Consider the following 25,830-nt stretch of genomic DNA (forward strand, 5'->3'; position numbering starts at 1 on the left):
TCAGCGCAGGTCGGGGTGCTTCTTGTTGCGGCTGTTGTAGTCGCGCATCCGCTGCGGGTAGCCGACCACGGCGGCGTCGTAGCCGGGGATCTGCAGGTGCTCGGCGAAGGCGTGCGCCCACTCGGGCGACGGCACCACTCGCCGGGTCCACTCGCCGTCGAACGCCACCAGCAGCAGCGTGGTCTGGGTGACTGAGGTCTTGGGCTCGACGAAGGCCTCCACGCCGCGGCGGGTGCGGGCGAACTCGGTCAGATGCGCCACCACCGCGTCGTCGACACCGCGTCCGTCACGACCGACCTTCGCCCCCTGCTTGACCCGCGCCGCGCTCCGCCTGAACCAACCCATGACCCGAGTATGGCGGCACCGGCCAACATCCGCGGGCGGCACGCGGGCTTCGTCGCCGCCCGAGCCGCGCTGAGCGCCGCGGAGCAGCGGAGACGATCCCGGCGCACCTGAGAGGATGACCGCCATGACCTCACGCTTCGACCTCGTCGTCCTCGGTGCCGGCAGCGGCGGGTATGCCTGTGCCCTGCGCGCGGCCCAGCTGGGGCTGTCGGTGGCCCTGGTGGAGGAGGCGGAGCTCGGTGGCACCTGCCTGCACCGCGGCTGCATCCCGACCAAGGCCCTGCTGCACGCGGCCGAGGTGGCCGACGCGGCCCGACACGGCAGCCAGTTCGGCGTGCACTCCACCGTCGAGCGGATCGAGCTCCGCGAAGTCCGTGACTATGCCGACGGGGTGGTCCGGCGGCTGCACAAGGGGCTGACCGGGCTGATCGACTCCCGTGGCATCACCGTCGTCCGCGGCTCGGGCCGGCTGGTCCGCGACGCCGAGGGCACCGGCGTGGTGGTCGGCGAACAGACCTACCGGGCCGACCACGTCGTGCTGGCGACCGGGTCGTACGCCCGGACGCCGCCCGGCGTCGAGGTCGACGGGCAGCGGATCCTGACCAGCGACCACGCCCTGCGGCTGGACACCCTGCCCCGGTCCGCGGTCGTGCTGGGGGGCGGCGTGATCGGGGTCGAGTTCGCCTCCGCCTGGCGCTCCTTCGGCGTGGAGGTCACCGTGGTCGAGGCGCTGGACCGGCTGGTCCCGCTGGAGGAGCCCGAGATCTCCGCGGCGCTGCAGCGAGCCTTCCGCAAGCGCGGGATCACGATGGCGCTGGGCCAGCCGATGACCTCGCTGACCCACACGCCCGAGGGCGTACGCCTCACCGTCGAGGGCGGTGCCACGGTGGACGCCGACGTGGCGCTGGTGGCCGTCGGGCGCGGTCCGCGCAGCGACGGGCTGGGCTACGTCGAGGCGGGCATCGAGCTCGAGCGCGGCTTCGTCCGGGTCGACGACCGGCTGGCCACTGCAGTGCCCGGGGTCTGGGCGGTCGGTGACCTCGTCGCCGGGCTGCAGCTGGCGCACCGCGGCTTCGCCCACGGCATCTTCGTGGCCGAGGAGGTCGCCGCCCGAACCGGACGGCTGGACACCGCGCCCGCCCCGGTCAGCGACGTCAACATCGCGAAAGTCACCTACAGCGACCCCGAGATTGCCTCCGTCGGTCTGGGCGAACAGGCCGCCCGGGCGGCGTACGGCGACATCACCACGCTGACCTACGACCTGGCCGGCAACGGCAGGTCACAGATCCTGAAGACCGCCGGCTTCGTCAAGCTGGTTCGCCAGACCGACGGCCCGGTGGTCGGCGTCCACCTGATCGGTGCCCGGGTCGGCGAGCTGATCGCCGAGGCGGGACTGATCACCGGCTGGGAGGCGCATCCCGAGGACGTCGCCGGACTGCTGCACCCCCACCCGACCCAGAGCGAGGCCCTCGGCGAGGCACACCTAGCCCTGGCCGGGAAGCCGCTCCACACCCACGGGTGAGACCCGACCGAGCGACACCGTACGGTGTAGACCTGATTTCACTCGGCCTCGGAACAGCCCCGGTGGGCGGAGGCTAGAGTGAGGGCAAATCTCACGCACTGGCAGCACGATGAAGGAGTCCGAAAACCACCATGCCGACTTCTGTAACACTCCCCGCACTGGGTGAAAGCGTCACCGAAGGCACCGTCACCCGCTGGCTGAAGCAGGTCGGCGACACCGTCGAGGCCGACGAGCCGCTGCTGGAGGTCTCGACTGACAAGGTGGATACCGAGATCCCGTCCCCCGCGGCCGGTGTGCTGCTGGAGATCACCGCGCAGGAGGACGACACGGTCGAGGTCGGCGCCGTGCTGGCCGTCATCGGCGACGCCGACGAGGCGCCGTCGAGCGACTCGGGTTCCGACAGCGAGCCGGCCGCCGAGGAGGCGCCGGCAGCCGCCGAGGAGCCGACCCAGGCCACCGCACCGGCCGAGGAGTCGCAGGAGCCCGAGGGCACCGCGCAGGGACCCGACCCCGAGGCCCCGGCACCCAAGGCCGAGACCTCCGGTTCGTCCGCAGGCGGGACCGAGATCACCCTGCCGGCACTCGGTGAGAGCGTCACCGAGGGGACCGTGAGCCGCTGGCTGAAGAGCGTCGGCGACTCCATCGAGGTGGACGAGGCACTGCTGGAGGTGTCCACCGACAAGGTCGACACCGAGATCCCCTCCCCCATCGCCGGCACCCTGCTGGAGATCCGGGTCCAAGAGGACGAGACCGTCGAGGTCGGTGCCGTGCTCGCCATCGTCGGCGACGAGTCCGCGGCCCCGGCCGGTGGCGACACCGGTGGCTCCGAGAGCGACAGCCAGCCCGAGCCGGAGCCGGAGCCCGAACCCGAACCCGCAGCTGAGCCCGAGGCTGAGCCCGACCCGGAGCCCGAGATCGTCCACCAGGCCAAGGAGGACCCGCAGGCGGCTCCGGCGGCCGAGTCGGCCCCCACCACGAGCGGGCGCGCCCCCGCGGCGCCGTCCAGCTCGGCTCCGGCGCCGACCCCGGTCGCGACCGACTCCGACGCGACCTATGTCACCCCGTTGGTCCGCAAGCTGGCCAACGAGCACGGCATCGACCTGTCCTCGCTGAAGGGCACCGGCGTCGGTGGCCGGATCCGCAAGCAGGACGTGCTGGCCGCCGCCGAGGCGGCCAAGGCAGCTCCCCAGCCGGAGCCCACCCCGGCCGCAGCGCCCGCCGCCGCTGCGGCCCCGGCCGCGGCCGGCGCCCCGACGGTCGAACCGAGCTCGCTGCGCGGGACGACCGAGAAGATGTCCCGGCTGCGCAAGACCATCGCGAAGCGGATGGTGGAGTCGCTGCAGACCTCCGCGCAGCTCACCACGGTGGTCGAGGTGGACCTCACCCTGGTCTCGCGGCTGCGCGCCCGGGTCAAGGACGACTTCCTCGCTCGCGAGGGGGTCAAGCTCTCCTATCTGCCGTTCATCGTGAAGGCCTCGGTCGAGGCGCTGAAGGTGCACCCGAAGGTGAACTCCACCGTGGACACCGAGGCCGGGGAGATCACCTACCCGGCGACGGAGAACGTGGCTATCGCCGTCGACACCGAGAAGGGCCTCATCGTCCCGGTCATCCGCGACGCGGGTGACCTGAGCATCGCCGGGATCGCCAAGAAGATCGCCGACCTCGCTGCGCGGACCCGGTCCAACAAGCTGTCGCCGGACGACCTCGTGGGCGGCACCTTCACCATCACCAACACCGGCAGCCGTGGCGCGCTGTTCGACACCCCGATCATCAACCAGCCGCAGGTGGCCATTCTCGGCACCGGCGCGCTGGTCAAGCGTCCGGTGGTGATGACCGATCCGAACCTCGGTGAGGCGATCGTGGTCCGCGACATGATGTATCTGGCTCTGTCCTACGACCACCGGGTCGTGGACGGCGCCGACGCGGCACGCTTCCTGGGCACCATCAAGGAGCGCCTCGAGGGTGGAGACTTCGGCTCGGAGTTCTGAGCCGGTCGGTCCCCGACCACCACGGACGCCCCGCGACAGCCCGCCTATCCTTGCGACACCGCAGCGAGACGGCGGGCTGTCGCACGTTCTGACCCCGACGCAGAGGCTGGATCATCATGAAGGTGCTCATCGCCGGCAGCTCCGGCTTCCTCGGCACGGCGTTGCGGGTACGGCTCGCCGAGCTCGGGCACGAGGTGGCCCGGCTGGTCCGCCGCGAGCCCGCCAGCGCACTGGAACACCGGTGGGATCCCGACGCCGGCCGGCTGGAGCCCACGGTGCTGGCCGGTGTTGACGTGGTGGTCAACCTGGCCGGGGCCGGGGTGGCCGACCGGCCCTGGACCCCGGCCCGCCGGGAGCTGATCTTGTCCTCACGGGTGAACACCACCCGCACCCTGGCCCAGGCTGTCGCCGCGGCGGCCGTGGACGGATCGCCGCCGGTGCTGATCCAGGCCAGCGGGATCTCCCGCTACGGCACGGTCGCCGGCGACGCCCCGTTCACCGAGGACTCCCCACCCGGTACCGACTTCCTCTCCTCGGTCGTGGTGGCCTGGGAGGCCGCGGCCGCGCCGGCCTCGCAGGCCGGAGCCCGGGTGGTGTTCCTGCGTACCGCGCCGGTGATGGACCGCCGCGGTGGACCGCTGCAGCTGATGCGCATCCCGTGGTCGCTGGGGCTCGGCGCCCAGCTTGGCGACGGCCGCCAGCGGATGCCGATGATCGCTCTGGAGGACTATCTCCGGGCGCTGCTGTGGACCGTCGAGATCCCGACCGCGGCGGGGGCCTACAACCTGACCCTCCCGCAGCCGGCCACGAACGCCGAGTTCACCACCACCTTGGCTGCGGTGTTGAACCGGCCGACTGTGCTCCGAGCACCCGGGTTCGTGTTCCGCGCAGCGCTCGGGGAGCTCGCCGAACAGCTGCTGGGTGACATCTACGCGGTGCCCCGTCGGCTCGAGCAAGGGGGATTCGAATTCCTCGCACCCGACGTCGAGTCCACCCTGCGTTCGGCACTGCGCCGATGACCCCCGGGCGAGTCGCGTCGGCGTAGACTCCCCCGTCATGACCCTCGAATTCCTCCATCCTGGACTCGGAAGCGAGCAGGTCGACTACGTGTCGGCCTGGGACCTGCAGCGCAAGATCCATGCCGCGGTCTCCACCGGCGAGGAACCGAACACGGTCATCCTGCTCGAACACCAGCCCGTGTACACCGCGGGCAAACGGACCCAGCCGCACGAGCGGCCCCTGGACGGAACCCCGGTGGTCGACGTCGACCGGGGCGGCAACATCACCTGGCACGGGCCCGGCCAGCTCGTCGGCTATCCGATCGTCCGGCTGCCGGAAGCTGTGAAAGTGGTGGACTACGTCCGCCGCCTGGAGGAAGCGCTGATCGCCACCATGGCGGAGTTCGGCTTGGCCACCGGTCGGGTGACCGGACGTTCGGGGGTGTGGCTGCCGGCCGACGAGCGGCGGCCCGAACGGAAGATCGCGGCCATCGGCGTCCGCGTCGCTGCCCAGACCACGATGCACGGCTTCGCGATCAACGTGGATCCCGATATGACCTGGTTCGACCAGATCGTGCCCTGCGGCATCACCGACGCGGGCGTGACCTCGATGGCCGCCGAGCTCGACCATGCGGTGGACCTGATGTCGGTGGTGCCGGTGCTCACCCCGCAGCTGGAACGGCTGCTCGCCTTCGAGCCGTACGACCGCACACCGGATCTGCCGTCCCGGGAGCGTGCCACCCCCGTCACGGGCTCCATCAGCTATGGCCTCACGGCCGGCATTCGTTGACCGCGAACGCGCACTCAGTGCTCGGGACCCGCGCCGTCGGGCCCCGGCGCGCCATGCCCCGCGAGATCAGCTATGCCATTGAGACCTCAGGCTTGCGCAAGACGTACCGCACCCGCAAGGGAGTGCACGTCGCCGTCGCCGGGCTCGACCTGCGGGTGCCCGAGGGCGGCGTCCATGGCTTCCTGGGTCCCAACGGGTCCGGGAAGACGACCACCATCCGGATGCTGCTCGGGCTGATCACCGCCGACAGCGGGTCGATGCGGGTGTTCGGCGCCGAGCTGCCGGCCGAGCTGCCGTCGGTGATCGACCGGATCGGCGCCATCGTGGAACAACCCAAGTTCTTCCCCGGGTTCAGCGGCCGCAAGAACCTGACCATCCTGGCCCAGGCCATCGGTCGGACCGACCGGGTGTCGCAGGTGCTCGAGGAGGTCGGGCTGTCCGAGCGCAGCCGGGACAAGTTCCACACCTACTCCCTCGGCATGAAACAGCGGCTGGCCATTGGCGCGACCCTGTTGAAGGATCCGGAGCTGCTGATCTTCGACGAGCCGACCAACGGGCTCGACCCCGCCGGCATCCACGAGATCCGCGCCACCATGCGTGACCTGGCCGACCGGGGCAAGACGGTGCTGGTCTCCAGCCACATCCTGAGCGAAGTCCAGCAGGTGGCCGACACGGTCTCGATCATCGGGCGTGGTCGGCTGCTCGCCCAGGGTGAGGTCGACGACATCCTCGCCGCCGGCGAGAAGGGGGTCGTCCGGGTCGGGATCGCCGATCCCGAGCGAGCGACCCAGGTGCTGCAGAGCCGCGGCTTCACGGTGGTGGGCGGGCCGGAGCGGTTCCTCAGCGTCAGTGATCCCGACGGCCGCGCCGGAGACGACCCTGCGGTGATCACCAGGGCGCTGGCCGAGGCCGGCCTCTACGTCGATGAGCTGGTCGCGGTCCGCGCCGACCTCGAGTCGGTGTTCCTCGAGCTCACCGCGGCGGATCATCTCGGCGCCGCCCAGCACCAGCCAGCCGACGGCGTCAGTCGAGCCGGGTCCGCAGCCGCACCGATGCCCGCCGAGATGGCGACCCCCGGCGGACGACGATGATCCGGCTCGCGCAGGCAGAGCTGAACCGGCTCCGCAGTCGACGGTTCGTCTGGATCGCGCTGCTGATCACGGTGCTCGCCCTCGGCGGCTTCCAGGTCATCGTCAACTTCCAGGTCACCCCGCCCTCGGCCGAGGCCGTCGCCGCCAACCGGGCCGACTTCGAGCGATACCAGCAGGACTGGGAGCAGAACCACGCCCAGTTCGAGCAGGAGTGTGTCGACAGCGGCGGCACCCCCGAGGATTGTGCGTCCGACCCGCCGCTAGAAGAGGACTGGGGGCTGCAACCGACCCCCTTCGCGGACGTGGCATCACTGTCGACCTCGGTGGCGGTCTATCTGACGGCGCTGGTGATGTTCATGATCGGCGGGTCGTTCGTCGGCGCCGAGTACAGCAGCGGTTCACTGGCGAACTGGTTGAGCTTCGTCCCCAGCCGCTGGAAGGTGTTCATCTCCAAGGTGGGGGTGCTCGCGGTCACTGCGGCGGCGGTGTCGTTCCTGGCCTCGATCCTGAGTCTGTCCAGCACCGCAGCGCTGGTGGCGCTGCACGGCGGGGACGTCACCAGCTGGCAGCCCTATCTGGCCCAGGCGGGCCGTGGCACGCTGGTGGCGCTCGCGTTGGCCGTCGTCGGCTTCTGTCTGGGTCTGCTCGGACGGCACACCGCCGCGGCCATCGGCGTCCTGCTCGGCTATCTCTTCGTCTTCTTCGTCCGGGTGACCGTCCTCGGCAGCTTCGGTTGGGCCTCCGGACTGACCAAGTGGAGCCCGGAGGGCAACATCGGCGCGATCGTGTTGGACAACTACGTCTACGTCGTCCCCGTCGAGCAGCTCACCGAGGACGGGATGGTGCTCAACTACATCGAGCGCACCATCAGCCACACCCACGGCTTCATCTACTGGGGCGTCGTGCTGACCGTGCTCGTGGCCGGATCCCTGCTGGTGTTCCGGCGCCGGGATGTCAACTAGCGCGGCTCCCCTAGTCTGTCCGCGTGGACCGACCCCTTCCCCGTGCCGAGTACGAGCGGCTGCGCACGTCGCACAACACCTTGCTGGTGGCCCACAGCGAGCTGCGGGCCCTGGTCTCCCGGCTGCAGGTGCTGGTGCTGGTGCTGCTGGGCGCCGCGACGGTGCTCGGCCGCCTGCTCGTCGTCAGCGAGGACTCCGACGATCCCGGTGCCCCGTTTCCGTTGTTGTCGTCGCTGGCGGCTGCCTTCACCGCGGACGCAGCTGACTTCGGCTCCGAGAAGGCGCACCCGTTCGCGATCGCCGGTGGACTGACGCTGCTGCGCGTCGGACTCGTTCTTGTCCTCCTCGCCACCATCGCCGCTCTGGCCTTCTGCCCCGCTCTGCTGGACCCGCCGGTGAGCCGGAGGGTCCGGGTGTTGGCGCGGCTGGTCGGGCTGCTGCTGATCGCAGCGGTCCTGCTGGTGGCGGTGGGTGCCGGCTGGCTGCCCGACGACGAGATCGACGTGCGGGCCGGCGTCGGTCTGCTGGCTCCGGTCGCCGCCGGGCTGTGGCTGGTCGTCGGTTCGCCGAGCACCGAACCGGACCCCGCCCTGCACGCCTGAGGGGGTCGTACGGTCGCCGTCCGGGCCGGGCCGGGCACCACAGCCGGTGGCAGGCGGGCGAGTAGTCTGGTCCGGTGACCATCGCACCTGAAGGACGCAAGATGCTGCGGCTCGAAGTCCGCAACGCCGCCACCCCGATCGAGAAGAAGCCCTCGTGGATCAAGACCACGGCGCGGATGGGGCCGGAATATCGCGAGCTGCGTGAACTGGTCAAGAACGAGGATCTGCACACGGTCTGCCAGGAAGCCGGCTGCCCCAACATCTTCGAGTGCTGGGAAGACCGCGAAGCCACCTTCCTCATCGGCGGTGACCAGTGCACCCGCCGCTGTGACTTCTGCCAGATCGACACCGGCAAGCCGGCCGACTTCGACGCCACCGAACCGCTCCGGGTGGCCGAGTCGGTGCAGAAGATGGGCCTGCGCTACGCCACGGTCACCGGCGTCTGCCGCGACGACCTGCCCGACGAGGGCGCCTGGCTCTACGCCGAGACGATCCGCAAGATCCATGAGCTCAACCCCGGTGTCGGGGTGGAGATGCTGGCGCCGGACTTCTCCGGCAACCTGGACTACCTCAGCCAGCTGTTCGACACCAGGCCTGAGGTGTTCGCCCACAACGTCGAGACCGTGCCCCGGATCTTCAAGCGGATCCGCCCCGGTTTCCGCTACCAGCGTTCGCTCGACGTGCTCCGCGCCTCCCGCGACGCCGACCTGGTGACGAAGTCCAACCTCATCCTCGGCATGGGCGAGACCCGCGAGGAGGTGTCAGAGGCGCTCCGCGACCTGCACGGCGCGGGCACCGAGCTGATCACCATCACCCAGTATCTGCGGCCCTCGCCGCGCCACCACCCGATCGAGCGGTGGGTCAAGCCGGAGGAGTTCGTCGAGCTCGAGGCCGAGGCGCTGGAGATCGGCTTCGCCGGCGTGATGAGCGGTCCGCTCGTCCGGTCGTCGTACCGCGCAGGCAGGCTGTATCGTCAGGCCGTTGAATCCCGGATGAACTTCCAACCGTTAGTGGCAGGACAGACCCAGCATGGCTAAATCGGACCCCAGCTCGACCAGCTCGGACAAGCGAGCGGCCAAAGTCGCGGCGCGTGCCCTGAAGAAGTCGGAGAAGGCCCGCAAGAAGGCCAGCACCGACCCGGCCGACATGGGTCGGATGCGGCAGATCGGTCAGGCGTACAAGCTGACCCACGAGCACGACAAGCAGCTGCCGTATCTGCTGCTGGCCGCGTTCGTGCTGCCCATCGTGGCGTTCTGGGCACTGCACTACGTCTGGGATCACCCGATCTACCTCACCCTGCTCGGGGTGATGGTCGGCTTCCTGCTGGCCATGATCGTGCTCGTCCGCCGAGCCAAGAAGGCGACGTTCAAGCGGTACGCCGGACAGGCCGGTTCGGCCGAGGTGGCTCTGCAGATGCTGCCCAAGCAGTGGATCTCCACCCCGGTGGTGGCCGTCAACCGACAGATGGACGCGGTCCACCGCACGCTCGGCCCGGGTGGTCTGGTGCTGATCGGTGAGGGCGAGCCCGGCCGGCTCAAGCCGATGCTCGCCGGTGAGGTCCGCAAGCACGAGCGGGTGGCGTACGGCGTCAAGGTCATCACCATCGTGATGGGAGACAAGCCCGGCCAGGTGCCGCTGAACCGGTTGGCCGAGCACATCAAGAAGCTGCCGAAGGTGCTGCAGCCCGCTCAGATCACTGACATCAAGCAGCGGCTCCGCGCCCTCGACGCCGTCCGGCCCCAGATGCCGGTCCCCAAGGGCCCGATGCCGACCAGCCCTCGCCAGGCGAAGGGCTCACGTCAGGCGATGCGCGGCCGCTGAGCGACCGACCCCGGCGCCGCAGCCACGCTGGCGGCGCCGTCGGTGTCAACGTCGCGGATCCGCGTTCCGGGTCCGCTGGGCCCAGCGAGTGATCAGGAACGCCGTCCCTGCTCCGGCCGAGGCGGCCGCAACCCCGCCGAAGGTCGCGCCGACGAACAGCCACGGCTCGACCAGGCCCAGCAGGAACAGCATCCCGAACGCGGTGAGCGCGGCACCGATGACGCAGAGCAGGACCACCAGGTCGAGCACCGCCGGCTGCCCGGCCGGAGCGGCCGCCGGCCGCGCAGGTGCCGCGAGCGGTGGCAAGTCGGACACCATCAGCTGCAGGTCCCGGATGCTCTGCGCGGCCATCGCCGCCGCCAACCGCTGGTCCAGCTCGACCGGGTCCAGCCGGCCCGCGGCGTAATGGGCCGCGAGCTCGTCGCAGACCTGGTTGCGTTCGAGGTCGCCGACCCGTTGCTGCCAGGGCGCGCGCCGGTCCAGCGGCGGTGCGGCCGCGACGCTGCCGAGGTGGGGGTCGAAGGCGCTGCGCCCGTCCAGCGGTCTGATCTGCTCCATAGCTGTCAGTCTGGTCGCCGCGCGCCGGTCCGCCGGGGCGCTGGGCCAGATCGCAGACCGTACGCCGATCTCCTTGCCCGGGACCGAGACCATGGTCGTACCTGATGCCGGCGATCGGCCCGAGAACCAGTGCGATCCGTCAGAACCGGTGCGATCCGTCAGCGCCGGATCCGGCTGCGTACCGATCTGGCGGCCCGCATCGCGGCCGCCGCGAGCAGGTCCGAGGCGGTGGCGTCGGGGGTGGCCGAATAGGTCCGGAGCCAACGCGCGCCACGTCCTGACTTCGCCAGCCGGCTCTTGCCCGCGCTCAGCCCCGCCTGCGGGTCGAAGAAGGCGCCCTGCCCGGTCGCCGCCGACACCAGCCCGGCCACCATCTCCACCGCCACCTCCATCGGCACCTCGGTGGCGACCGGCAGCTTGGAGTCGATACCGCGCACCGGTGCGGCAAGCGCTGCCAGGTCACCGATGACCTGGCAGTCGACCTCGGCGATGCCCCGGGCGAACTCGGCACCGCGGGCCGCGGCACGGTCCACCGCCCAGGTCGGCAGCACCACCTTCTGCTCGTCCGGGCCGGGGCGCCGGTTCTCCAGCAGCCTGGCCACCGCACCACCACGGATCAGCGTCGAATACTGCTGCCAGCTGAGGTCACCCGCCCGGATCACCCGGTTGACCCGGCGCAGCAGCTCGGCCTCGGCCAGCGACATGCTGCGGTTCGCGGCCAGGCCGCTGCCCTCTTGGCGCAGCATCCCGCGCGGCAGATCCAGCAGATCCTCGAACGCGTCGGTGAGCTGGGTGGGACGGTCCTTATCCGCCACCACCACGGTGACCTTGTCGGCGCCCACAGCGTCGGCCCAGCGGCGGACGATCGCCGCCTGGTCGTTACGGCGATAGAACTGAACCGCCGTGGACGGGTCCGGCTCGGCGGGCAGGATCTCCTCGAGCCAGCGGCCGAAGGACTGTCGCCGCCCCGCCTTGACGTACTGCTGCCAGCTCGAGGTGAGCAGGGCCGGAAATGAGCGCAGCGTGACCACCACGTGCAACGACGGCCCGAGGGAGTCGACGAAGCGGCCGATCCGCTCCTCATCGCTCTCGGAGGCGAACTCATGGCTGATCAGGGCGCGGGCATCGGGATGCCTGTCGATCTCGGCCACCAGCCGGTCCCACAGCCGACGGTCGGGAACGTAGTCGCCTGCACCGGCCCAGCCCAGCCGACGGCCCATCACTGCGCATACCGCCTCCCGGTGGTTGATGCCGGTGCCCGGATAGCACACACCGTGGCGCAGCAACGTGGCCCGGTTGGTGGCCGCGGCATGCTGGATGGCGGTGGTACCGGTCTTCGGAATGCCGATGTGCAGCAGCCGAGCTCCGGGCGGTAATGGCGGGGTGCTTCTCTGGTCCGCGGTCATCGGCTTCCTCCTGCTCGTCTGGGCCGGGCCATCGCGGCGCCGGGTACCCGCTCGGAGCCGCGCCACCGGAAGCAACAACCCCGCCGTGAGAGGATCTCCCGGTCATGACTGATTCCCTGCAGGTGCCATGTCCAATCTGATCAACGCCGAACGCATCTCCATGACGTACGGCACCCGTACGCTACTGGACGAGGTCAGCGTCGGGCTCAGCCGCGGCGACGTGATCGGCGTGGTCGGTCGCAACGGCGACGGCAAGACCACGCTGCTGCGCATCCTCACCGGCGCCCTCGAGCCCGACTCGGGCCGGGTCACGCACACGGGCCGGGTGTCGGTCGGCTATCTGCACCAGGCCGATGACTTCTCCGCCGACGCCACCGTGCGGGACGTCATCGTGGGCGGCCAGCCGGACCACGTCTGGGCCCGCGATGCCGCCACCCGCGGTGTGGTCGAGCACCTGCTGGCCGACGTGGACCTCGACGCGGTGGTCGGTTCGCTCAGCGGTGGCGAACGGCGGCGGACAGCCCTGGTCGCGCTGATGCTGGGCGACCACGACCTGCTGGTCCTGGACGAACCCACCAACCACCTGGACGTGGAGGCGGTCAGCTGGCTCGCCGAGCACCTGCGCGCCCTGCAGAACCGGGACATCGCGATGCTCGTGGTCAGCCACGACCGCTGGTTCCTCGATGCCATCTGCACCCGGATCTGGGAGGTGCACGACGCCGTCGTCGACTCCTACGACGGAGGGTACGCGGCCTACGTGCTGGCCCGGGCGGAGCGGGCCCGGCAGGCGGCCGGGATGGCGTCGCGGCGCAAGAACCTGCTGCGCAAGGAGCTGGCCTGGCTGCGGCGCGGCGCGCCGGCCCGTACCTCGAAGCCCAAGTTCCGCATCGACGCGGCCAACACCCTGATCGCCGACGAGCCCCCGCCGCGGGACTCGATCGAGCTCGAGCGGTTCGCGGTCAGCCGGCTGGGCAAGGACGTGTTCGACCTGGTGCACGTGGACCTGTCGGTCGGCGAAGGTGAGTCGCGCCGGGTGCTGCTGGACGACCTGAGCTGGTCGATCGGGCCCGGCGACCGGATCGGGCTGGTCGGGGTCAACGGGGCCGGCAAGACGTCGCTGCTGCGGCTGCTGACCGGTGACCTCACCCCGGACGCCGGCAAGGTCAAGCAGGGCAAGACACTCAGCCTGGGTCATCTGTCCCAGGCCGTGGCCGAGCTGGACGGCAACGACCGGGTGCTGGACGCGGTCAACCGGATCCGCCAGGCCACCCAGCTGGCCTCGGGGCGCGAGATCAGCACCTCCTCGCTGCTGGAGGACTTCGGCTTCACCGGCGACAAGCTGACGGCACGGCTCGGCGACCTGTCCGGCGGCGAGCGGCGACGGCTGCAGTTCCTCCGGCTGCTGCTGACCGAGCCCAACGTGCTGCTGCTGGACGAGCCGACCAATGACCTGGACATCGACACCCTGACCGTGATCGAGGACTACCTCGACTCCTGGCCGGGCACGCTGATCGTCGTCTCGCACGACCGATACTTCTTGGAGCGGGTCTGCGACGTGACCTATGCCCTGATGGGTGACGGCAGCTGCGTGCTGCTGCCCGGCGGGGTGGAGCAATATCTGGAGCACCGCCGGCAGCGACCACGCTCAGCCACCGCCGGCACCGGCTCGGGCTCCGCCACCGGAGCACCGTCGGGCGGCGGGCTCTCCCCCGCCGAGTCTCGGCAGGCCAAGAAGGAGCTGGCCCGGGTCGAGCAGCAGCTGAGCCGGGTGGACACCCGGATCGCCCGGGTGCACACGGAGATGGCTGCCGCGGCCAGCGACTACGGTCGACTCGCCGAGCTGCAGGCCGACCTGACCCGGCTCGGCGCGGAGAAGGACGAGCTGGAGCTGGCCTGGCTGGAGGCGGCGGAGAAGGTCTCCTGAGCCGCTCAGCCGAGCGTCGGTTCCACCGCGTCGAACGGGTTGGGGATCGCGTCCAGCAGCAGCTGGGTGTACGCATCCTGCGGCTGCCGGATGACGCCCAGTGCCAGACCCTGCTCCACCACCCGGCCCTCGTTGAGCACCACCACCTCGTCGGCCAGCATCCGCGCACTCAGCAGGTCGTGGGTGATGTAGAGGATGCCGACATCGCCGTCCTGGACCAGCCGGTTCAGCAGCTGCAGCACCTCGGCCCGGATGGAGACGTCCAGGCTGGAGATCGGCTCGTCGGCGACGATGAGCTCCGGCTCCACCGCCAGGGCCCGCGCGATCACGACCCGCTGCCGCTGGCCGCCGGAGAGCTCGTAGGCGAACCGGTTGACGAACCGGCTCGCCGGCGTGAGCGCCACCGTCTCCAGCAGCTCGAGAACGCGCTGCCGCACAGCATCACCGCGGAGACCGCGGTAGTTCATCAGGGGCCGGCTGAGGATGTAGCCCAACGTCTTGGCCGGGTTGAGCGATGAGTACGGGTCCTGGAACACCATCTGCACGTGGCTGCGATAGTCGCGGAGCCGCCGACCTTTCATCCCACCGACGGTGAGATCGCCGTCGCGGCCGTGGAACGTCAGCGACCCCGCGGTGGGGGCCTCCACCCCGGTGATCATCCGGGCCAGCGTCGTCTTGCCGCTGCCGCTCTGGCCGACCAGCGCCGTGACACCTCCGCGGCGCAGCACGAAGCTCGCGTCGCGCACCGCCTCGGTCCGGGTGACGGTGGTGCCCCGCCGCTGGACGAAGGTCTTCGACACCCCGGTCACCGTGAGCAGCGGCGCTCGCTCGAGAGCCGCCACCGATTCGTCCGCCGACTTCACGAACTGCGGACCCACGAACACCCGGGTGATGGGGCCGACCTCGGCGCCCGTGCCGTCGGCTGCGCCGGGGCGGCGCTGCAGCTCGGCCACGTGGCAGGCGACCCGGCCACCGTCCAGCGGCACCAGCGGCGGGTCGTCCACGACACAGCGGCCGATCCGCTCCGGACAGCGCGCCGCGAAGGAGCAGCCGACCGGCTTGGCCGAGAGGTCCGGTGGCCGGCCCGGGATGTAGGTGATCCGGACGGTCTCGCCGCGCGGGTCGGCGTACGAGCCGAGGAGGCCCTTCGTGTACGGGTGCATCGGGTCACGCAGCAGTCGGTCCGCCGGCTGCTCCTCCACGATGGTGCCGGCGTACATGACGAGGATCCGGTCGGACAGCTCCAGCACGGTGCCGATGTCGTGGCTGATGAACAGCACCGCGAAGCCCAGCTCGCTCTGCAGCCGGCGGACGTTGTCCAAGATGCTGCGCTGGACCACGACGTCGAGACCGGTCGTCGGTTCGTCCAGCAGCACCAGCCGCGGCTCCACTGCCAGGGCCAGGGCCAGGTTGACCCGCTGCTTCATCCCGCCGGACAGCTCGTGCGGGAAGGCGTCGATGAACTGGTGGTCGATCAGAACCATGTCGAACAGGGTGCGGATCCGCTCGCGTACCTGGCTGCCGCGCAGCGCCGTGTGGTGCTCGATCACGTCGCGGAACTGGCCCTCGATCCGGACGACCGGGTTCAGGGCGTTCATGCTGCTCTGGAACACGGTGGCGATGCCGGTCCACCGCAGTGAGCGCAGCTCGTCCTGGCTCAGGGTGGTGATGTCGGTGCCGTCGAAGACGATCGAGCCACCGGCGATCCGGCCCGGCCGCTCGAGCAGACGCAGCAGCGCGGTGCCCAGGGTCGTCTTGCCCGAGCCGGACTCGCCGATCAGGCCGACGAACTCACCGGGCTCGATCGCGAACGAGATGTCGGTGACGGCGTCGACCGCGGCACTCCGCTTCGGCTCGTAGCGGATGTGCAGGTCGGTGACCTCAAGCAGCGCCACGTCAGCCCTCCCTCAGATGTGGGTTGCTCAGCAGATCGACGCCGAAGTTGATGAACGACATCGCGGTGATCAACACGGCCAGGACCAGTCCCGGCACGAAGACCCAGGCGAACAGCCCTTGGGAGACGGCCCCCGCGGCATCGGCCTGGTACAGGATCGTTCCCCAGGAGACCGAGTCGCTGCTGCCGAGCCCCAGCACCGCCAGGCCCGCCTCGGCCCCGATCGCACCGGTGGCCGCGCCGACGAACGCCGCGGCGACCAGCGAGGTCATGTTCGGCATGATCTCGAAGAACACGATCCGCAGCGGCCCTTCGCCGGAGAACTTGGCAGCGGTGACGAAGTCCCGGTTGCGCAAGGTGATGATCTGGGCCCGTTTTCCACGCGCCGCGCCGGCCCAGGAGGTGATCGCGATGACGCCGACGATCAGGCCGATCCCGCGAACCTCGGAATAGGCCACCAGGGTGATCACCAGCGGCAGCACCGGGATCACCAGCGCCACGTTGGTGACGAAGGACAGGCCGTCGTCGACCACGGTGCCCTCGGCGTAACCCGAGACCATGCCGACCAGCAGCGCGATCACCGTGGCCAGCGTGCCGCCGAGGAGGCCCACCAGCAGCGACACCCGGCTGCCGTAGACCAGCTGGGAGAACACGTCCTGACCCCCGACATTGGTGCCCAACAGGTGCGTGGCCGACGGCGGCTCCAGCGGCACGAAGGAACCGTCGGTCGGTGCGTGCGGCGCGATCACCGGCGCCAGCAACGCGATCAGCGCGTAGACGGCCACCACCGCGATGCCCACCCGGGCCTTCTTGCTGCTCCAGACGACGCTCCACCAGGCTTCGGGCCGCTCGGCGGCGCCGAGGGGTTCCCCGCCCTGCTCGGGGGCGCCCTCGGCCATGGGGTCGGCCCCGACGAGGGTCATACGGCTCCTCTCCTCATGCTTGGCTCCGGCGGACCCGCGGGTCCAGCACGCCGTAGAGCAGGTCGGCCACCAGGTTGGCCACCAGCGTCGCCACTGCCGTGAGCAGCATCAGCGCCTGCAACAGCGGGTAGTCCTTGAGGCCGACGGCCTCCCCCATCAGCCGGCCCAGACCGGGATAGTCGAAGACGGTCTCGACCAGGATGGTGCCGCCCAGCACGCCGCCGAGCGCCAGGGCGAACCCGGTCACACTCGGCAGCAGGGCGTTGCGGGCCGCGTAGCGCAGGGCCACCACCCGGTCGGGAAGACCCTTGGCCTTGGCCAGCTTGATGTAGTCCTCACCCAGGTTCATGATCATCGTGTTGCGCATGCCGAGGATCCAACCGATCGGCGTCACGATCATCAGGGTCAGTGCCGGCAGGAAAGCATGGCTCACGGCGTCGTAGAGGAAGGCCCAGTTGAAGCCCGGCGTTGACTGCTCATAGCCGCCCGAGGTGGCGAACCAGCCCAAGCCGTAACCCAGGCCGAAGATCAACAGCAGCGCGATCCAGAACGGCTGCAGTGTGCCGAGGAACGTCGAGACCAGCGTGACGGTGGTGTCGAAGCGACCGTTGCGACGCCAGGCAGCGAAGGCGCCCAGCAGGATGCCGACGGCGAAGGACAGCACCTGCACAACGGTCACCAGCACGACGGTCCACCAGAACGCCTGCGCGATCACCTCGGTGACCTTGAACGGGTAGTAGTTGTACGACAGTCCGAGGTCGCCGCGGAGCAGCTGACCCAGATACTGCACGTACTGGGTGGCCAACGAACCGGTCGGGGTGCCGAGCAGGTCCCGCATCGCCTGCACCTGTGCTTGGTCCAGCTGGGCGTTCTTGCCCGCCAGCCGCTGGACCATGATCTCGGCCGGGTCGCCGGGCTGCAGCCGCGGGATCAAGAAGTTGAGCGTGACCACGGCCCACAGGGTCAACAGGAAGAACCCCAGCTTGCGCAGGTAGTACGTCATCGGCGTCCGGTCCCGTTCACTTCGGCGCGCTCAGTCGGGTCATCCACAGCCGGGCATTGTCCTGCGGGTTGGCGTACGGGTCCTCCGCGCTCGGCCAGCCCACGGCGCGGTCGGTGCGGTAGATCCCCCGCGCCGGGGCGTAGAACAGCGGCACCACCGGATATTGGGTCATCATCGTCGTGACGAGGACGCCGACCAGATCCCTGGTCTGTGCCGGGTCGGTGGCACCCGTCAGCTGGTCCACCGCAGCGTCCACCGCGGGGCTGGAGTAGCGGCCGATGTTGTTCTTGATCTCGGTCTTCGTCGGGAACGTCCGGGTGCTCAGGGTCGCGCCCATCCCGTTCGCGTGATCGCAGCCGGCCGCCATGAAGTTGATCATGAGCTGGAACTCGCCGCTCTTCTTCTGTTGGTCGACCGACTCCGGAGCCGCCTTGTTGGCTTTGATCCGCAGGCCGAGGCCACGCAGGTCGGCGACCACCTGGTCCGCCGTCGCCTCATAGTCGATGTAACCCGCCTGCACCGACATGACGATGTCGATCGGCGACCCGTCCGGGTTGGTGCGGAAGCCGTCCGCGCCCGTGGCATAGCCGGCGGCGTCCAGCAGCTGGTTGGCCCGGGCACGGTCGAACCCGATCACCGTCGTCTCGGCGGGGTAGCCCGGTGGCAGCAGGTCCTCCTTGGCGGGCAGCGTCAGGCCGGACTGGCTTGCCGGCTCCATCAATCCGTAGGTCGCCTTGAGCGAGGCGCTGCGCTTGTCCACCCCGTAGGCCAACGCCTCGCGAAACTTGACGTCGCTGAACGGCTTGAGCTTCAGGTTCGGAGCCAGCACGGTCAGGCCGTTCGCGGGATACCAGATGTGGTTGGTCGCCGGATCGGCCTCGACGAAGGTCTTCTGCGGGTTGGGCAGCTCACCGGAATAGAAGTCGAGGCCGCCGCTGCGGAGCTTGAGGGCGGCCTGGTTGGCGTCGTAGTTGCCCTCCAGCACCAGCCGCTGGACCTTGATCTTGTCCGCCTGCCAATAGTCCGGCCGACGCACCAGCTCCAGCCGCCGACCGTTGTAGCTGTCGACAGCGAACGGGCCGGTCGCGACCGGCTTCTCATCGACATACTTGGTCGGGTCGCCGACCGACCCGTACTGCTTCTCCGACACGATCAGCTGGTTGATGATCGAGGGGAACTTCGACGCGGCGTCACCGCTGAACTCCAGGACCACCTGGCTGCCGGTCGCGGTGACCGAGACCGCTTTGGCACCGAAGATGTCGTTCCAGACGCCGCTGGTGTCCATCGCCGGATATTTCTTGGCCAGGTTGAAGGTGAACGCCACATCGGCCGCGGTGAACGGCGAGCCGTCGCTCCAGGTCACGCCCTCGCGGATATCGAAGGTCAGCCGGTCGGCACCTTGCCAGCGATAGGCCGTCGCCAGCCACGGGGTGACTGTGCAGTCGAGACTGTTCTGGATCATCAACGGCTCGTAGAGCCAGGTCTTCGTCAGCTGCTTGGGGGCGTACGGGTTGTAGTTGACCAGGCCGCCGATGGAGGCGTCGGTCTCGGCCGGGAAGGTCAGCTGCGCCACGTCACCGCCGGCCGCCACGGCGTCGGTCCGTTGCAGCTTGCGCTCGTTGGCCAGCCGGCTGCCGGCACACCCTGGGATCAGCAGGAGCACCGCGACAGCGGCGGCGGCGAGCGCTTTGCGCGTGACCATCTCCGCTCCTTTGCGGTCGGTGTCGGACGTCGGCGTCCACCGACACTCAAGCCCTCCGGCGCCCACTTGTCTAGCCCGGACCCGTGCTGGTGTCTTGGAGTGTGAGATCACTTGGCAAAGCTGCGGGGAACCGTCCGCTGGCGGACAGGGTGCTGTCGTGGTCGGCTACCGGCACATCGTCCGCTCTGATCAGCAGTTATGGTCTGAGCAGAAGTCCCTTCGGCCGAGCGGCTCGGTGAACGCGCCGGCGCCCTGCGAACCATTCCATCTCATTAGCCGGACAATCGTGCATGCGGTCGGCGGAACCAGGAGAACCGATGAGCACCACGACGGCGCCGGTGCGCCGGTGGCTGGACCAGTCGATCCCCGCCGAGGAACGAGTCGAGCTGCTGCTGGCGGCACTGACGTTGGCGGAGAAGGCAGGTCAGCTGCATCTCGCCGGCGGACTGGACCCTGACGGGTCACGGGCCGAGATCGCCGCCGGACTGGTCGGGGCCGCCATCTTGTCCGGCGGCGCGCACCCGGACCGGGTCGGGCCCGCCTCGCTGGCCGCCTCGATCGCCAGGTGTCAGCAGGTGGCGCGCGAGGATTCGCGGCTGGGTGTCCCGCTGCTGCTCGGCAGCGACGTGGTGCACGGGCTGCGCACCACCTTTCCCATCCCGCTGGGTCTGGCGGCAGCCTGGGATCCTGCGCTGGTGACCGCCTGCGCCGAGGCGGCGGCGGGCGAGGCGAACGCCGACGGCCTGCACCTGACCTTTGCGCCGATGGTGGACCTGGCGTCCGAGCACCGCTGGGGGCGGATCGGTGAGACCTCCGGCGACGAGCCGCTGCTGGCCAGCCGGATGGGCGCGGCTGCGGTCACCGGGTTCCAGCGCAGCGGCCGCTTCGCCGCCACCGCCAAGCACTTCTGCGGTTACGGGCCGGTCCAGGCGGAGCGGGATCACCAGACGTTGTCGATGGGTCTCACCACGCTGCACAACCTCCATCTGCGACCGTTCCGCGCCGCGGTGGATGCCGGTGTCGCCGCCGTGATGGTCGGCTTCCACGACGTGGACGGCGTACCCATGCACGGGCACCGGGATCTGGTCCGCGGGCTGCTCAAACAGGAGTGGGGTTTCCCCGGCGTGGTCACCAGCGACTGGGACGGCATCGGCCAGCTCGTGCACCAAGGCGTGGCCGCAGACCGCCGCGACGCAGCACGACAGGCGATGCTGGCCGGCGTCGACCTCGACATGGCCTCCGGCGCCTACCGTGATCACCTCCCCGACCTGGTCGTCCGTGGCGACCTCGATCTCGCCCTCGTCGACGACGCCGTCCGCCGAGTCCTCCGACTGAAGCTGGCGCTCGGGTTGCTGGACGGCGACGCACCCCCCAGCCACGCTGCCGGGCGCTCTCCCGCCGACGCGACGGGGTCCGCGGTGCTCGCCCGCCGGGCCGCGGCCTCATCCATGGTGCTGCTGAAGAACAGCGGCATCCTGCCGTTGCATCGCAACGTCGGCACCGTGCACCTGTGTGGGCCGTTCGTCGAGGATGTCCAGGCGCTGCTCGGAGCCTGGGTGCAGCAGCCCGGGCAGTCTGCCTCGGCCCCCACCCCGGCCGCGGCCATCGCCGCGGAGCTGGCGGGTGGCAACCTGGTGGTCTCCGACGCCCGGTTCAGCGACCTCGCCGTCCGCCGCGCCGAGACTGCCGATCTCACCGTGGCCATGGTGGGCGAGCACCCCAGCCGCAGCGGTGAGGATCGGTGCCTGCCCGCGGCGGACCTGCCGGCCGGCCAGCTCGAGCTGCTCCAGGCACTCGCCGATGTCGGCAAACCACTGGTGGTCGTCGTGGCGACGGCGCGACCGCTGGAGCTGCGCCCGGTGCTGCGGCTGGCCGACGCGGTGCTGCTCGTCTGGCATCCCGGTGGGCAGGCCGGTCCAGCGCTCGCCGACGTGCTGTTCGGCACCACCGCGCCCGGGGGCCGGCTGCCGATGAACCTTCCCCGGATGGAGCCGCAGGGAGCCACCGGCACCTTCGAGCGAACCTCGGGTCGCCGGCTCGGGCGGTCCCGCGACGCCAAGTTCGGTCACTACCTCAGTGCGCTCGGCTCGCCCGAGCTCTCGCTCGGCTTCGGGCTGACCTACACGACTTTCGCCTACTCCGACCTGGAGCTGAGCAGAGACGTCCTGCCGCTGAAGGGCGGCGTACTGCGGGCCAGCGTCGAGGTCGCCAACACCGGCACGCGCGCCGGCCGGGAGGTCGTCCAGCTGTATCTGCGGGACCTGGTGGCCGACGTGGTGCGGCCGCTGCTGGAGCTCGCCGACTGGCAGAGTATCGAGCTCGATCCCGGGCAGTCCGCGAAGGTGGTCTTCCGGGTCACGGCCGACCAGTTCGCCTACTGGGACCGGAAGCTGCGCCGCCGCGTCGACCCGGGCGAGGTCGAGCTGGTGATCGGTCCCAACGCCGCCCGCGGCAGCTCGGCCCGGGTCATGATCACATGATCGAGCTGCGCAACCACCGGATCGTGGTCGATGGCCGGCCCGTGATCGTGCTGGCGGGCGAAGTGCACTACTTCCGGGTGCCCCGGGACGAGTGGGCGCAGCGGCTCGAGCTGCTCGCGGAGACCGGTTGCAGCTGCGTCGCGTCGTACATCCCCTGGATCTTCCACGAGCTGCCCGACGGCAGTTTCGACCTCACTGGACGTACCCGGCCCGAACGCGACCTCGGCGCGTTTCTGGATCTGTGCGCCGCCCACGGCCTCACCTTCTTGGCCCGGCCGGGCCCGTTCGTGATGGCGGAGCTGAAGAACGAGGGACTGCCGTACCGTCTCTATCGCGAGCATCCCGAGATCGTGCCGGTCGGCTGGGACGGTGTCGCCGCCCCGACCCGCACCGTCGACTATCTCGCGCCGGCCTTTGTGACCGAGGTGGAGCGCTGGTACGCCGCCGTGATGCCGGTGCTGGCCGCCCGGTTGCAGCCCGGTGGTGGGCCGGTGCTCGCCGTCCAGCTGGACAACGAGATCGGCATGCTCGCCTGGGTCAGCAACTCTCCCGACCTGACCGACCAGCTGCTGGCCGATCTGCGGCGCTGGTGCGTCGAGCGCTACGGGACGCAGCTGGCGCAGCGCTACCCCGACACCGAGGACGAGGCGGACTGGGCGCGCGCCGTCCGCTCGCCCCAGGAGAGCTGGGCGGCGGCACTTCGGGTGGACCTGGGCTGGTTCATGCGGGACCGCTTCGCCCGCTACGTCGACCTGCTGGCGTCGCTCGCTCGGCGCCACGGAGTGCGCGGGGTGCCATTCCTGATCAACATCCATGGCACCGAAGGCGGCAACGGTGTTCCGTTCGCGATCGGCGTCAGCCAGCTCTACCGCTCTTACGCCGGGCGCGCCGGCTTCGCCGCCGGCTCCGATCACTACCTCGGTGACCTCTCGCCCGGGGTGCTCGCCGACCTGCACTTCCTGGGCGCCACCATGGCCGCGGTGCACGGCGATGACCAGCCGCTGACGTCGCTGGAGTTCGAGGCCGGGACCGGCGACTACGGCGGTGGCCACGACGAGCTGTACGACCCCGCCACCGTCGACCTGAAGACCCGGCTGAGCCTGGCCCAGGGCCATCGACTGCTGAACTTCTATCTCCTCGCCGGCGGAGTGAACCCGCCGTTGGACGTGCCGGTCGGCGACGGGAACGACCGGCTGAGCTTCACCGGCGAGCGGCACGGGACCGCCGCCCCCATCGGGCCGCGCGGTGAGCGCGGACTCGCCTTCGCCGCGACCGCGGCCGTGGCCCAGGTCGCCCGGCTCCACGCAGACTGGCTGGCCGACCTGGACGAGGAGCACGACGACCTCACGGTGGGGTTCTGGCCGGACGCCTTCCTGACCGAGTATCACTACCCCGACAGCGCGGTGATGACAGCGGTGGTCGACGACCTCACCGCGCATCGTGGGCCGGGGCCGGGCAAGGCTTTGTGGCGCGCTCTGCTGTACGCCGGGTTCCGCTTCGGCGCCACCGACCTGCAGGACCCGACCCGGTCGCTACCGCGGACCATCGCCCTGCCCTGCGGCCGGGTGCTCGACGCCGACGTCCAGCGTCGCGTCGCCGACCATGTGCTCGGCGGTGGGTCGCTGTTGCTGTTCGGCCGGGTGCCGCAGCGTGACCAGGAGGACCGGCCGTGCACGGTGCTGGCCGACGCCCTCGGCGTCGCGCCCGGCGCCCGGGTCGAGGCCACCTCCGACTACTACCCGTCGGTGCTCGGCCACGGACCCGCCGCCGGCCTGCCGGAGACCCGCGTCGGCTGGCTGGAGGAGGTGCTGGCCCCGGACGGGGCACCGCTGCTGACCGACGTCGCGGGCCGGGTGTGTGCGGCGACAGTGACGCCGGGACGGGGTCGGGCCGTGGTCATCAGCGCGGAGCTGCCTGCCCTGCCGAGGCTGTTCAGCACGCTGCTGGACTGGCTGGGTTCGGCGGCAGGGCTGCGGCTGCGCACCACCGTGCCCGGGGTGCTCGTCAGCACCGGGATCTCCCCCTCCGGCGGCCGGCTGCTGCAGCTGCTCAACCCCACCGGACATTCGGCCACTGTGCAGATCGACGTTGACGCCCCGGCCGGCCTGCTGGACCAGCCGATGGTGCTGCCGCCGCGTAGCGGCCGGATGCTGGCGCTCGGACTTGATCTCGCCGGCCTGGCCACGGTGGTGGCCAGCAATGCCGAGCTGGCGGGGGTGAGCGCGGATCGCGTCCGCTTCTCCCCCGGCCTGCAGGACCGCACCGAGGTCTGGCTGCGGACCTCGCGCCCGGTGCGTGCTGCCGAGGTCCGGACGGTGGCCGGGCTGGTCGTGGTCAGCGGTCCCGGCGACGCCGAGCTGCTGGTCGAGTTCGGCTGAGGGGCCAGCGAGCCGTGGCCGCGATCGGAGCGAGATCGGGGGCGGCTAGGTTGGTCGCCATGAGCGAGTTGCCACTGGAGGCACTGCGGGCGGTGCTGCCGGCGGACACGGTGATCACCGAGCCCGCCACTATCGAGAGCTACCGTCGGGACTGGTCCCGCGACCCGGACGCCGGCACGCCGTTCGCCGTGATCCGACCGGTCGACGCCGACCAGGTGCAGACCGCATTGCGCTGGGCGGCCAAGCACCGGGTCGCGGTGGTCCCCCGGGGCGCCGGTACGGGGCTGTCCGGCGGGTCGTCCGCCGTGGACGGTGGCGTGGTGCTGAGTCTGGACCGGATGCGGTCGGTGGAGATCGACCCCGCCTGCAACGTCGCGGTGGTCGAGCCAGGCGCACTCAACATCGAGGTCAAGCGGGCGGCCGCCGAGTACGGTCTGTGGTATCCGCCCGACCCCTCCTCCTACGAGATCTGCTCGATCGGCGGCAACATCGCCACCAACGCGGGCGGGTTGTGCTGCGTGAAATACGGGGTGACCACCGACTACGTGCTCGGCCTCGATGTGGTGCTGGCTGACGGCACCAAGATCGTTCTCGGTGGTCCGCGGATCAAGGACGTCGCCGGCTTGTCACTGCTGAAGCTGTTTGTGGGCAGCGAAGGCACGCTCGGAGTGATCACCCGGGCGGTGCTGCGACTGGTTCCCGCCCAGCCGCCCCGCTCGACCGTGGTGGCGACCTTCCCGACGGTCGCCGCTGCAGCGACCGCCGTCGCGGCAGTGGCGCGGACCATGCGGCCGTCGATGATGGAGCTGATGGACCAGGTCTCGATCAACGCCATCGAAGATCATCGGCCGATGGGGCTGGACCGTGCTGCGGGCGCGATGCTGATCGCCCAGACCGATGCGCCCGGTGCAGCCGGCGGCGCCGAGCTGTCGATCATGGAAGCCGCCTTCGTGACCTCGGGTGCCAAGGAGGTGTTCGTCACCGATGACCCGGACGAGGGCGAGCTCTTCATCGCCGCCCGGCGGGCCGCCTTCCCCGCCCTCGAGGCCCAGGGGGCGCTCCTGCTGGAAGACGTCGGCGTCCCGGTGCCGGTGCTGCCGGCGCTGCTGGCCGGGGTCACCGAGATCGGCATCCGGCACGCCGTGGTGGTGGCGATGGTGGCGCACGCCGGTGACGGCAACACCCATCCGAACGTGATCTACGACCCCACCGACCCGGACTCGCTCGCCCGCGCGCGCACCGCGTTCGACGAGATCATGGCGCTCGCCATCCAGCTCGGCGGCACCATCACCGGTGAGCACGGCGTGGGCCGGATGAAGAAGGCGGCGCTGCCGGACCAGCTCGGACCCGACGTGATGGCGCTGACCCGGCGGATCAAGGATGCCTTCGACCCGGCGGGGATCCTCAACCCCGGCGCCATGCTCTGAGCGATAGGTTCGGCTC

The 25,830-nt window shown here is 70.4% G+C and carries 20 protein-coding genes; 13 read left to right on the forward strand and 7 right to left on the reverse strand.

Annotated elements, in window-relative coordinates:
• Entirely contained in the window at positions 1-345 is a 345-nt protein-coding gene (locus tag AC1XX3_RS07280) for a hypothetical protein (protein WP_483320423.1), read from the reverse strand.
• A 124-nt stretch (positions 346-469) separates the two neighbouring features.
• Between AC1XX3_RS07280 and lpdA the strand changes: the two genes are divergently transcribed.
• The 9 genes from lpdA (at position 470) to AC1XX3_RS07325 (ending at position 10,119) form a co-directional block, all read left to right on the forward strand.
• A complete protein-coding gene (lpdA, locus tag AC1XX3_RS07285) occupies positions 470-1,867 on the forward strand; it encodes a dihydrolipoyl dehydrogenase (protein WP_483320424.1) in 1,398 nt (465 codons plus the stop codon).
• A 131-nt stretch (positions 1,868-1,998) separates the two neighbouring features.
• On the forward strand, positions 1,999-3,855 hold the full coding sequence (sucB, locus tag AC1XX3_RS07290; RefSeq protein ID WP_483320425.1) for a 2-oxoglutarate dehydrogenase, E2 component, dihydrolipoamide succinyltransferase: 1,857 nt from the start codon (positions 1,999-2,001) through the stop codon (positions 3,853-3,855).
• 116 nt (positions 3,856-3,971) lie between these two features.
• The gene (locus AC1XX3_RS07295; protein ID WP_483320426.1) at positions 3,972-4,874 is read left to right on the forward strand and encodes a TIGR01777 family oxidoreductase; all 903 of its coding nucleotides are present in this window, start codon (positions 3,972-3,974) and stop codon (positions 4,872-4,874) included.
• Between the two features lie 37 nt (positions 4,875-4,911).
• Positions 4,912-5,643: a lipoyl(octanoyl) transferase LipB gene (gene lipB, locus AC1XX3_RS07300; protein WP_483320427.1), complete on the forward strand. Its 732-nt coding sequence runs from the start codon at positions 4,912-4,914 to the stop codon at positions 5,641-5,643.
• Positions 5,644-5,696: 53 nt separating this feature from the next.
• Complete coding sequence (locus AC1XX3_RS07305) at positions 5,697-6,734, forward strand: ATP-binding cassette domain-containing protein (protein WP_483320428.1); 1,038 nt, start codon at positions 5,697-5,699, stop codon at positions 6,732-6,734.
• Complete coding sequence (locus AC1XX3_RS07310; RefSeq protein ID WP_483320429.1) at positions 6,731-7,696, forward strand: hypothetical protein; 966 nt, start codon at positions 6,731-6,733, stop codon at positions 7,694-7,696. Before AC1XX3_RS07305 ends, AC1XX3_RS07310 begins: the two co-directional genes overlap by 4 nt.
• Before the next feature lie 23 nt (positions 7,697-7,719).
• Positions 7,720-8,298, forward strand: a complete 579-nt coding sequence (locus AC1XX3_RS07315) for a hypothetical protein (protein ID WP_483320430.1) — start codon at positions 7,720-7,722, stop codon at positions 8,296-8,298.
• A 101-nt stretch (positions 8,299-8,399) separates the two neighbouring features.
• A complete protein-coding gene (lipA, locus tag AC1XX3_RS07320) occupies positions 8,400-9,335 on the forward strand; it encodes a lipoyl synthase (protein WP_483321160.1) in 936 nt (311 codons plus the stop codon).
• Complete coding sequence (locus AC1XX3_RS07325; protein ID WP_483320431.1) at positions 9,328-10,119, forward strand: DUF4191 domain-containing protein; 792 nt, start codon at positions 9,328-9,330, stop codon at positions 10,117-10,119. The genes lipA and AC1XX3_RS07325 overlap by 8 nt, the downstream gene beginning before the upstream one ends.
• 45 nt (positions 10,120-10,164) lie before the next feature.
• On the opposite strand, the gene AC1XX3_RS07330 is transcribed toward AC1XX3_RS07325, so the two are convergent.
• A complete protein-coding gene (locus AC1XX3_RS07330; RefSeq protein ID WP_483320432.1) occupies positions 10,165-10,677 on the reverse strand; it encodes a DUF1707 SHOCT-like domain-containing protein in 513 nt (170 codons plus the stop codon).
• 158 nt (positions 10,678-10,835) lie between these two features.
• On the reverse strand, positions 10,836-12,083 hold the full coding sequence (locus AC1XX3_RS07335; RefSeq protein WP_483320433.1) for a hypothetical protein: 1,248 nt from the start codon (positions 12,081-12,083) through the stop codon (positions 10,836-10,838).
• Between the two features lie 127 nt (positions 12,084-12,210).
• On the opposite strand from AC1XX3_RS07335, the gene AC1XX3_RS07340 reads away from it, so the two are divergent.
• Positions 12,211-14,007, forward strand: coding sequence for an ABC-F family ATP-binding cassette domain-containing protein (locus AC1XX3_RS07340; RefSeq protein WP_483320434.1), 1,797 nt, complete (start codon positions 12,211-12,213; stop codon positions 14,005-14,007).
• Positions 14,008-14,012: 5 nt separating this feature from the next.
• Here the strand turns inward: AC1XX3_RS07340 and AC1XX3_RS07345 are convergent, their stop codons facing one another.
• From AC1XX3_RS07345 to AC1XX3_RS07360, 4 genes are read right to left on the reverse strand one after another with little or no spacing between them, the layout of a single operon-like run.
• A complete protein-coding gene (locus AC1XX3_RS07345) occupies positions 14,013-15,902 on the reverse strand; it encodes an ABC transporter ATP-binding protein (protein ID WP_483320435.1) in 1,890 nt (629 codons plus the stop codon).
• Between the two features lies 1 nt (position 15,903).
• On the reverse strand, positions 15,904-16,824 hold the full coding sequence (locus AC1XX3_RS07350; RefSeq protein ID WP_483320436.1) for an ABC transporter permease: 921 nt from the start codon (positions 16,822-16,824) through the stop codon (positions 15,904-15,906).
• A gap of 13 nt (positions 16,825-16,837) precedes the next feature.
• Complete coding sequence (locus AC1XX3_RS07355; protein ID WP_483320437.1) at positions 16,838-17,827, reverse strand: ABC transporter permease; 990 nt, start codon at positions 17,825-17,827, stop codon at positions 16,838-16,840.
• A 16-nt stretch (positions 17,828-17,843) separates the two neighbouring features.
• Positions 17,844-19,529, reverse strand: coding sequence for an ABC transporter substrate-binding protein (locus AC1XX3_RS07360; protein ID WP_483320438.1), 1,686 nt, complete (start codon positions 19,527-19,529; stop codon positions 17,844-17,846).
• A 317-nt stretch (positions 19,530-19,846) separates the two neighbouring features.
• Here AC1XX3_RS07360 and AC1XX3_RS07365 point away from each other — a divergent pair, with 317 nt between their 5' ends.
• Genes AC1XX3_RS07365 through AC1XX3_RS07375 form a run of 3 tightly spaced genes read left to right on the forward strand, consistent with a single transcriptional unit; the run spans position 19,847 to position 25,814 of the window.
• On the forward strand, positions 19,847-22,009 hold the full coding sequence (locus AC1XX3_RS07365) for a glycoside hydrolase family 3 N-terminal domain-containing protein (protein ID WP_483320439.1): 2,163 nt from the start codon (positions 19,847-19,849) through the stop codon (positions 22,007-22,009).
• Positions 22,006-24,387, forward strand: a complete 2,382-nt coding sequence (locus AC1XX3_RS07370) for a beta-galactosidase (protein WP_483320440.1) — start codon at positions 22,006-22,008, stop codon at positions 24,385-24,387. The genes AC1XX3_RS07365 and AC1XX3_RS07370 overlap by 4 nt, the downstream gene beginning before the upstream one ends.
• A 59-nt stretch (positions 24,388-24,446) precedes the next feature.
• Positions 24,447-25,814 carry an FAD-binding oxidoreductase gene (locus tag AC1XX3_RS07375; protein WP_483320441.1) on the forward strand — a complete coding sequence of 456 codons (1,368 nt, stop codon included), beginning with the start codon at positions 24,447-24,449 and terminating at the stop codon, positions 25,812-25,814.
• Positions 25,815-25,830 lie beyond the last annotated feature (16 nt).

The organism is Microlunatus sp. M237 (genome assembly GCF_056896895.1).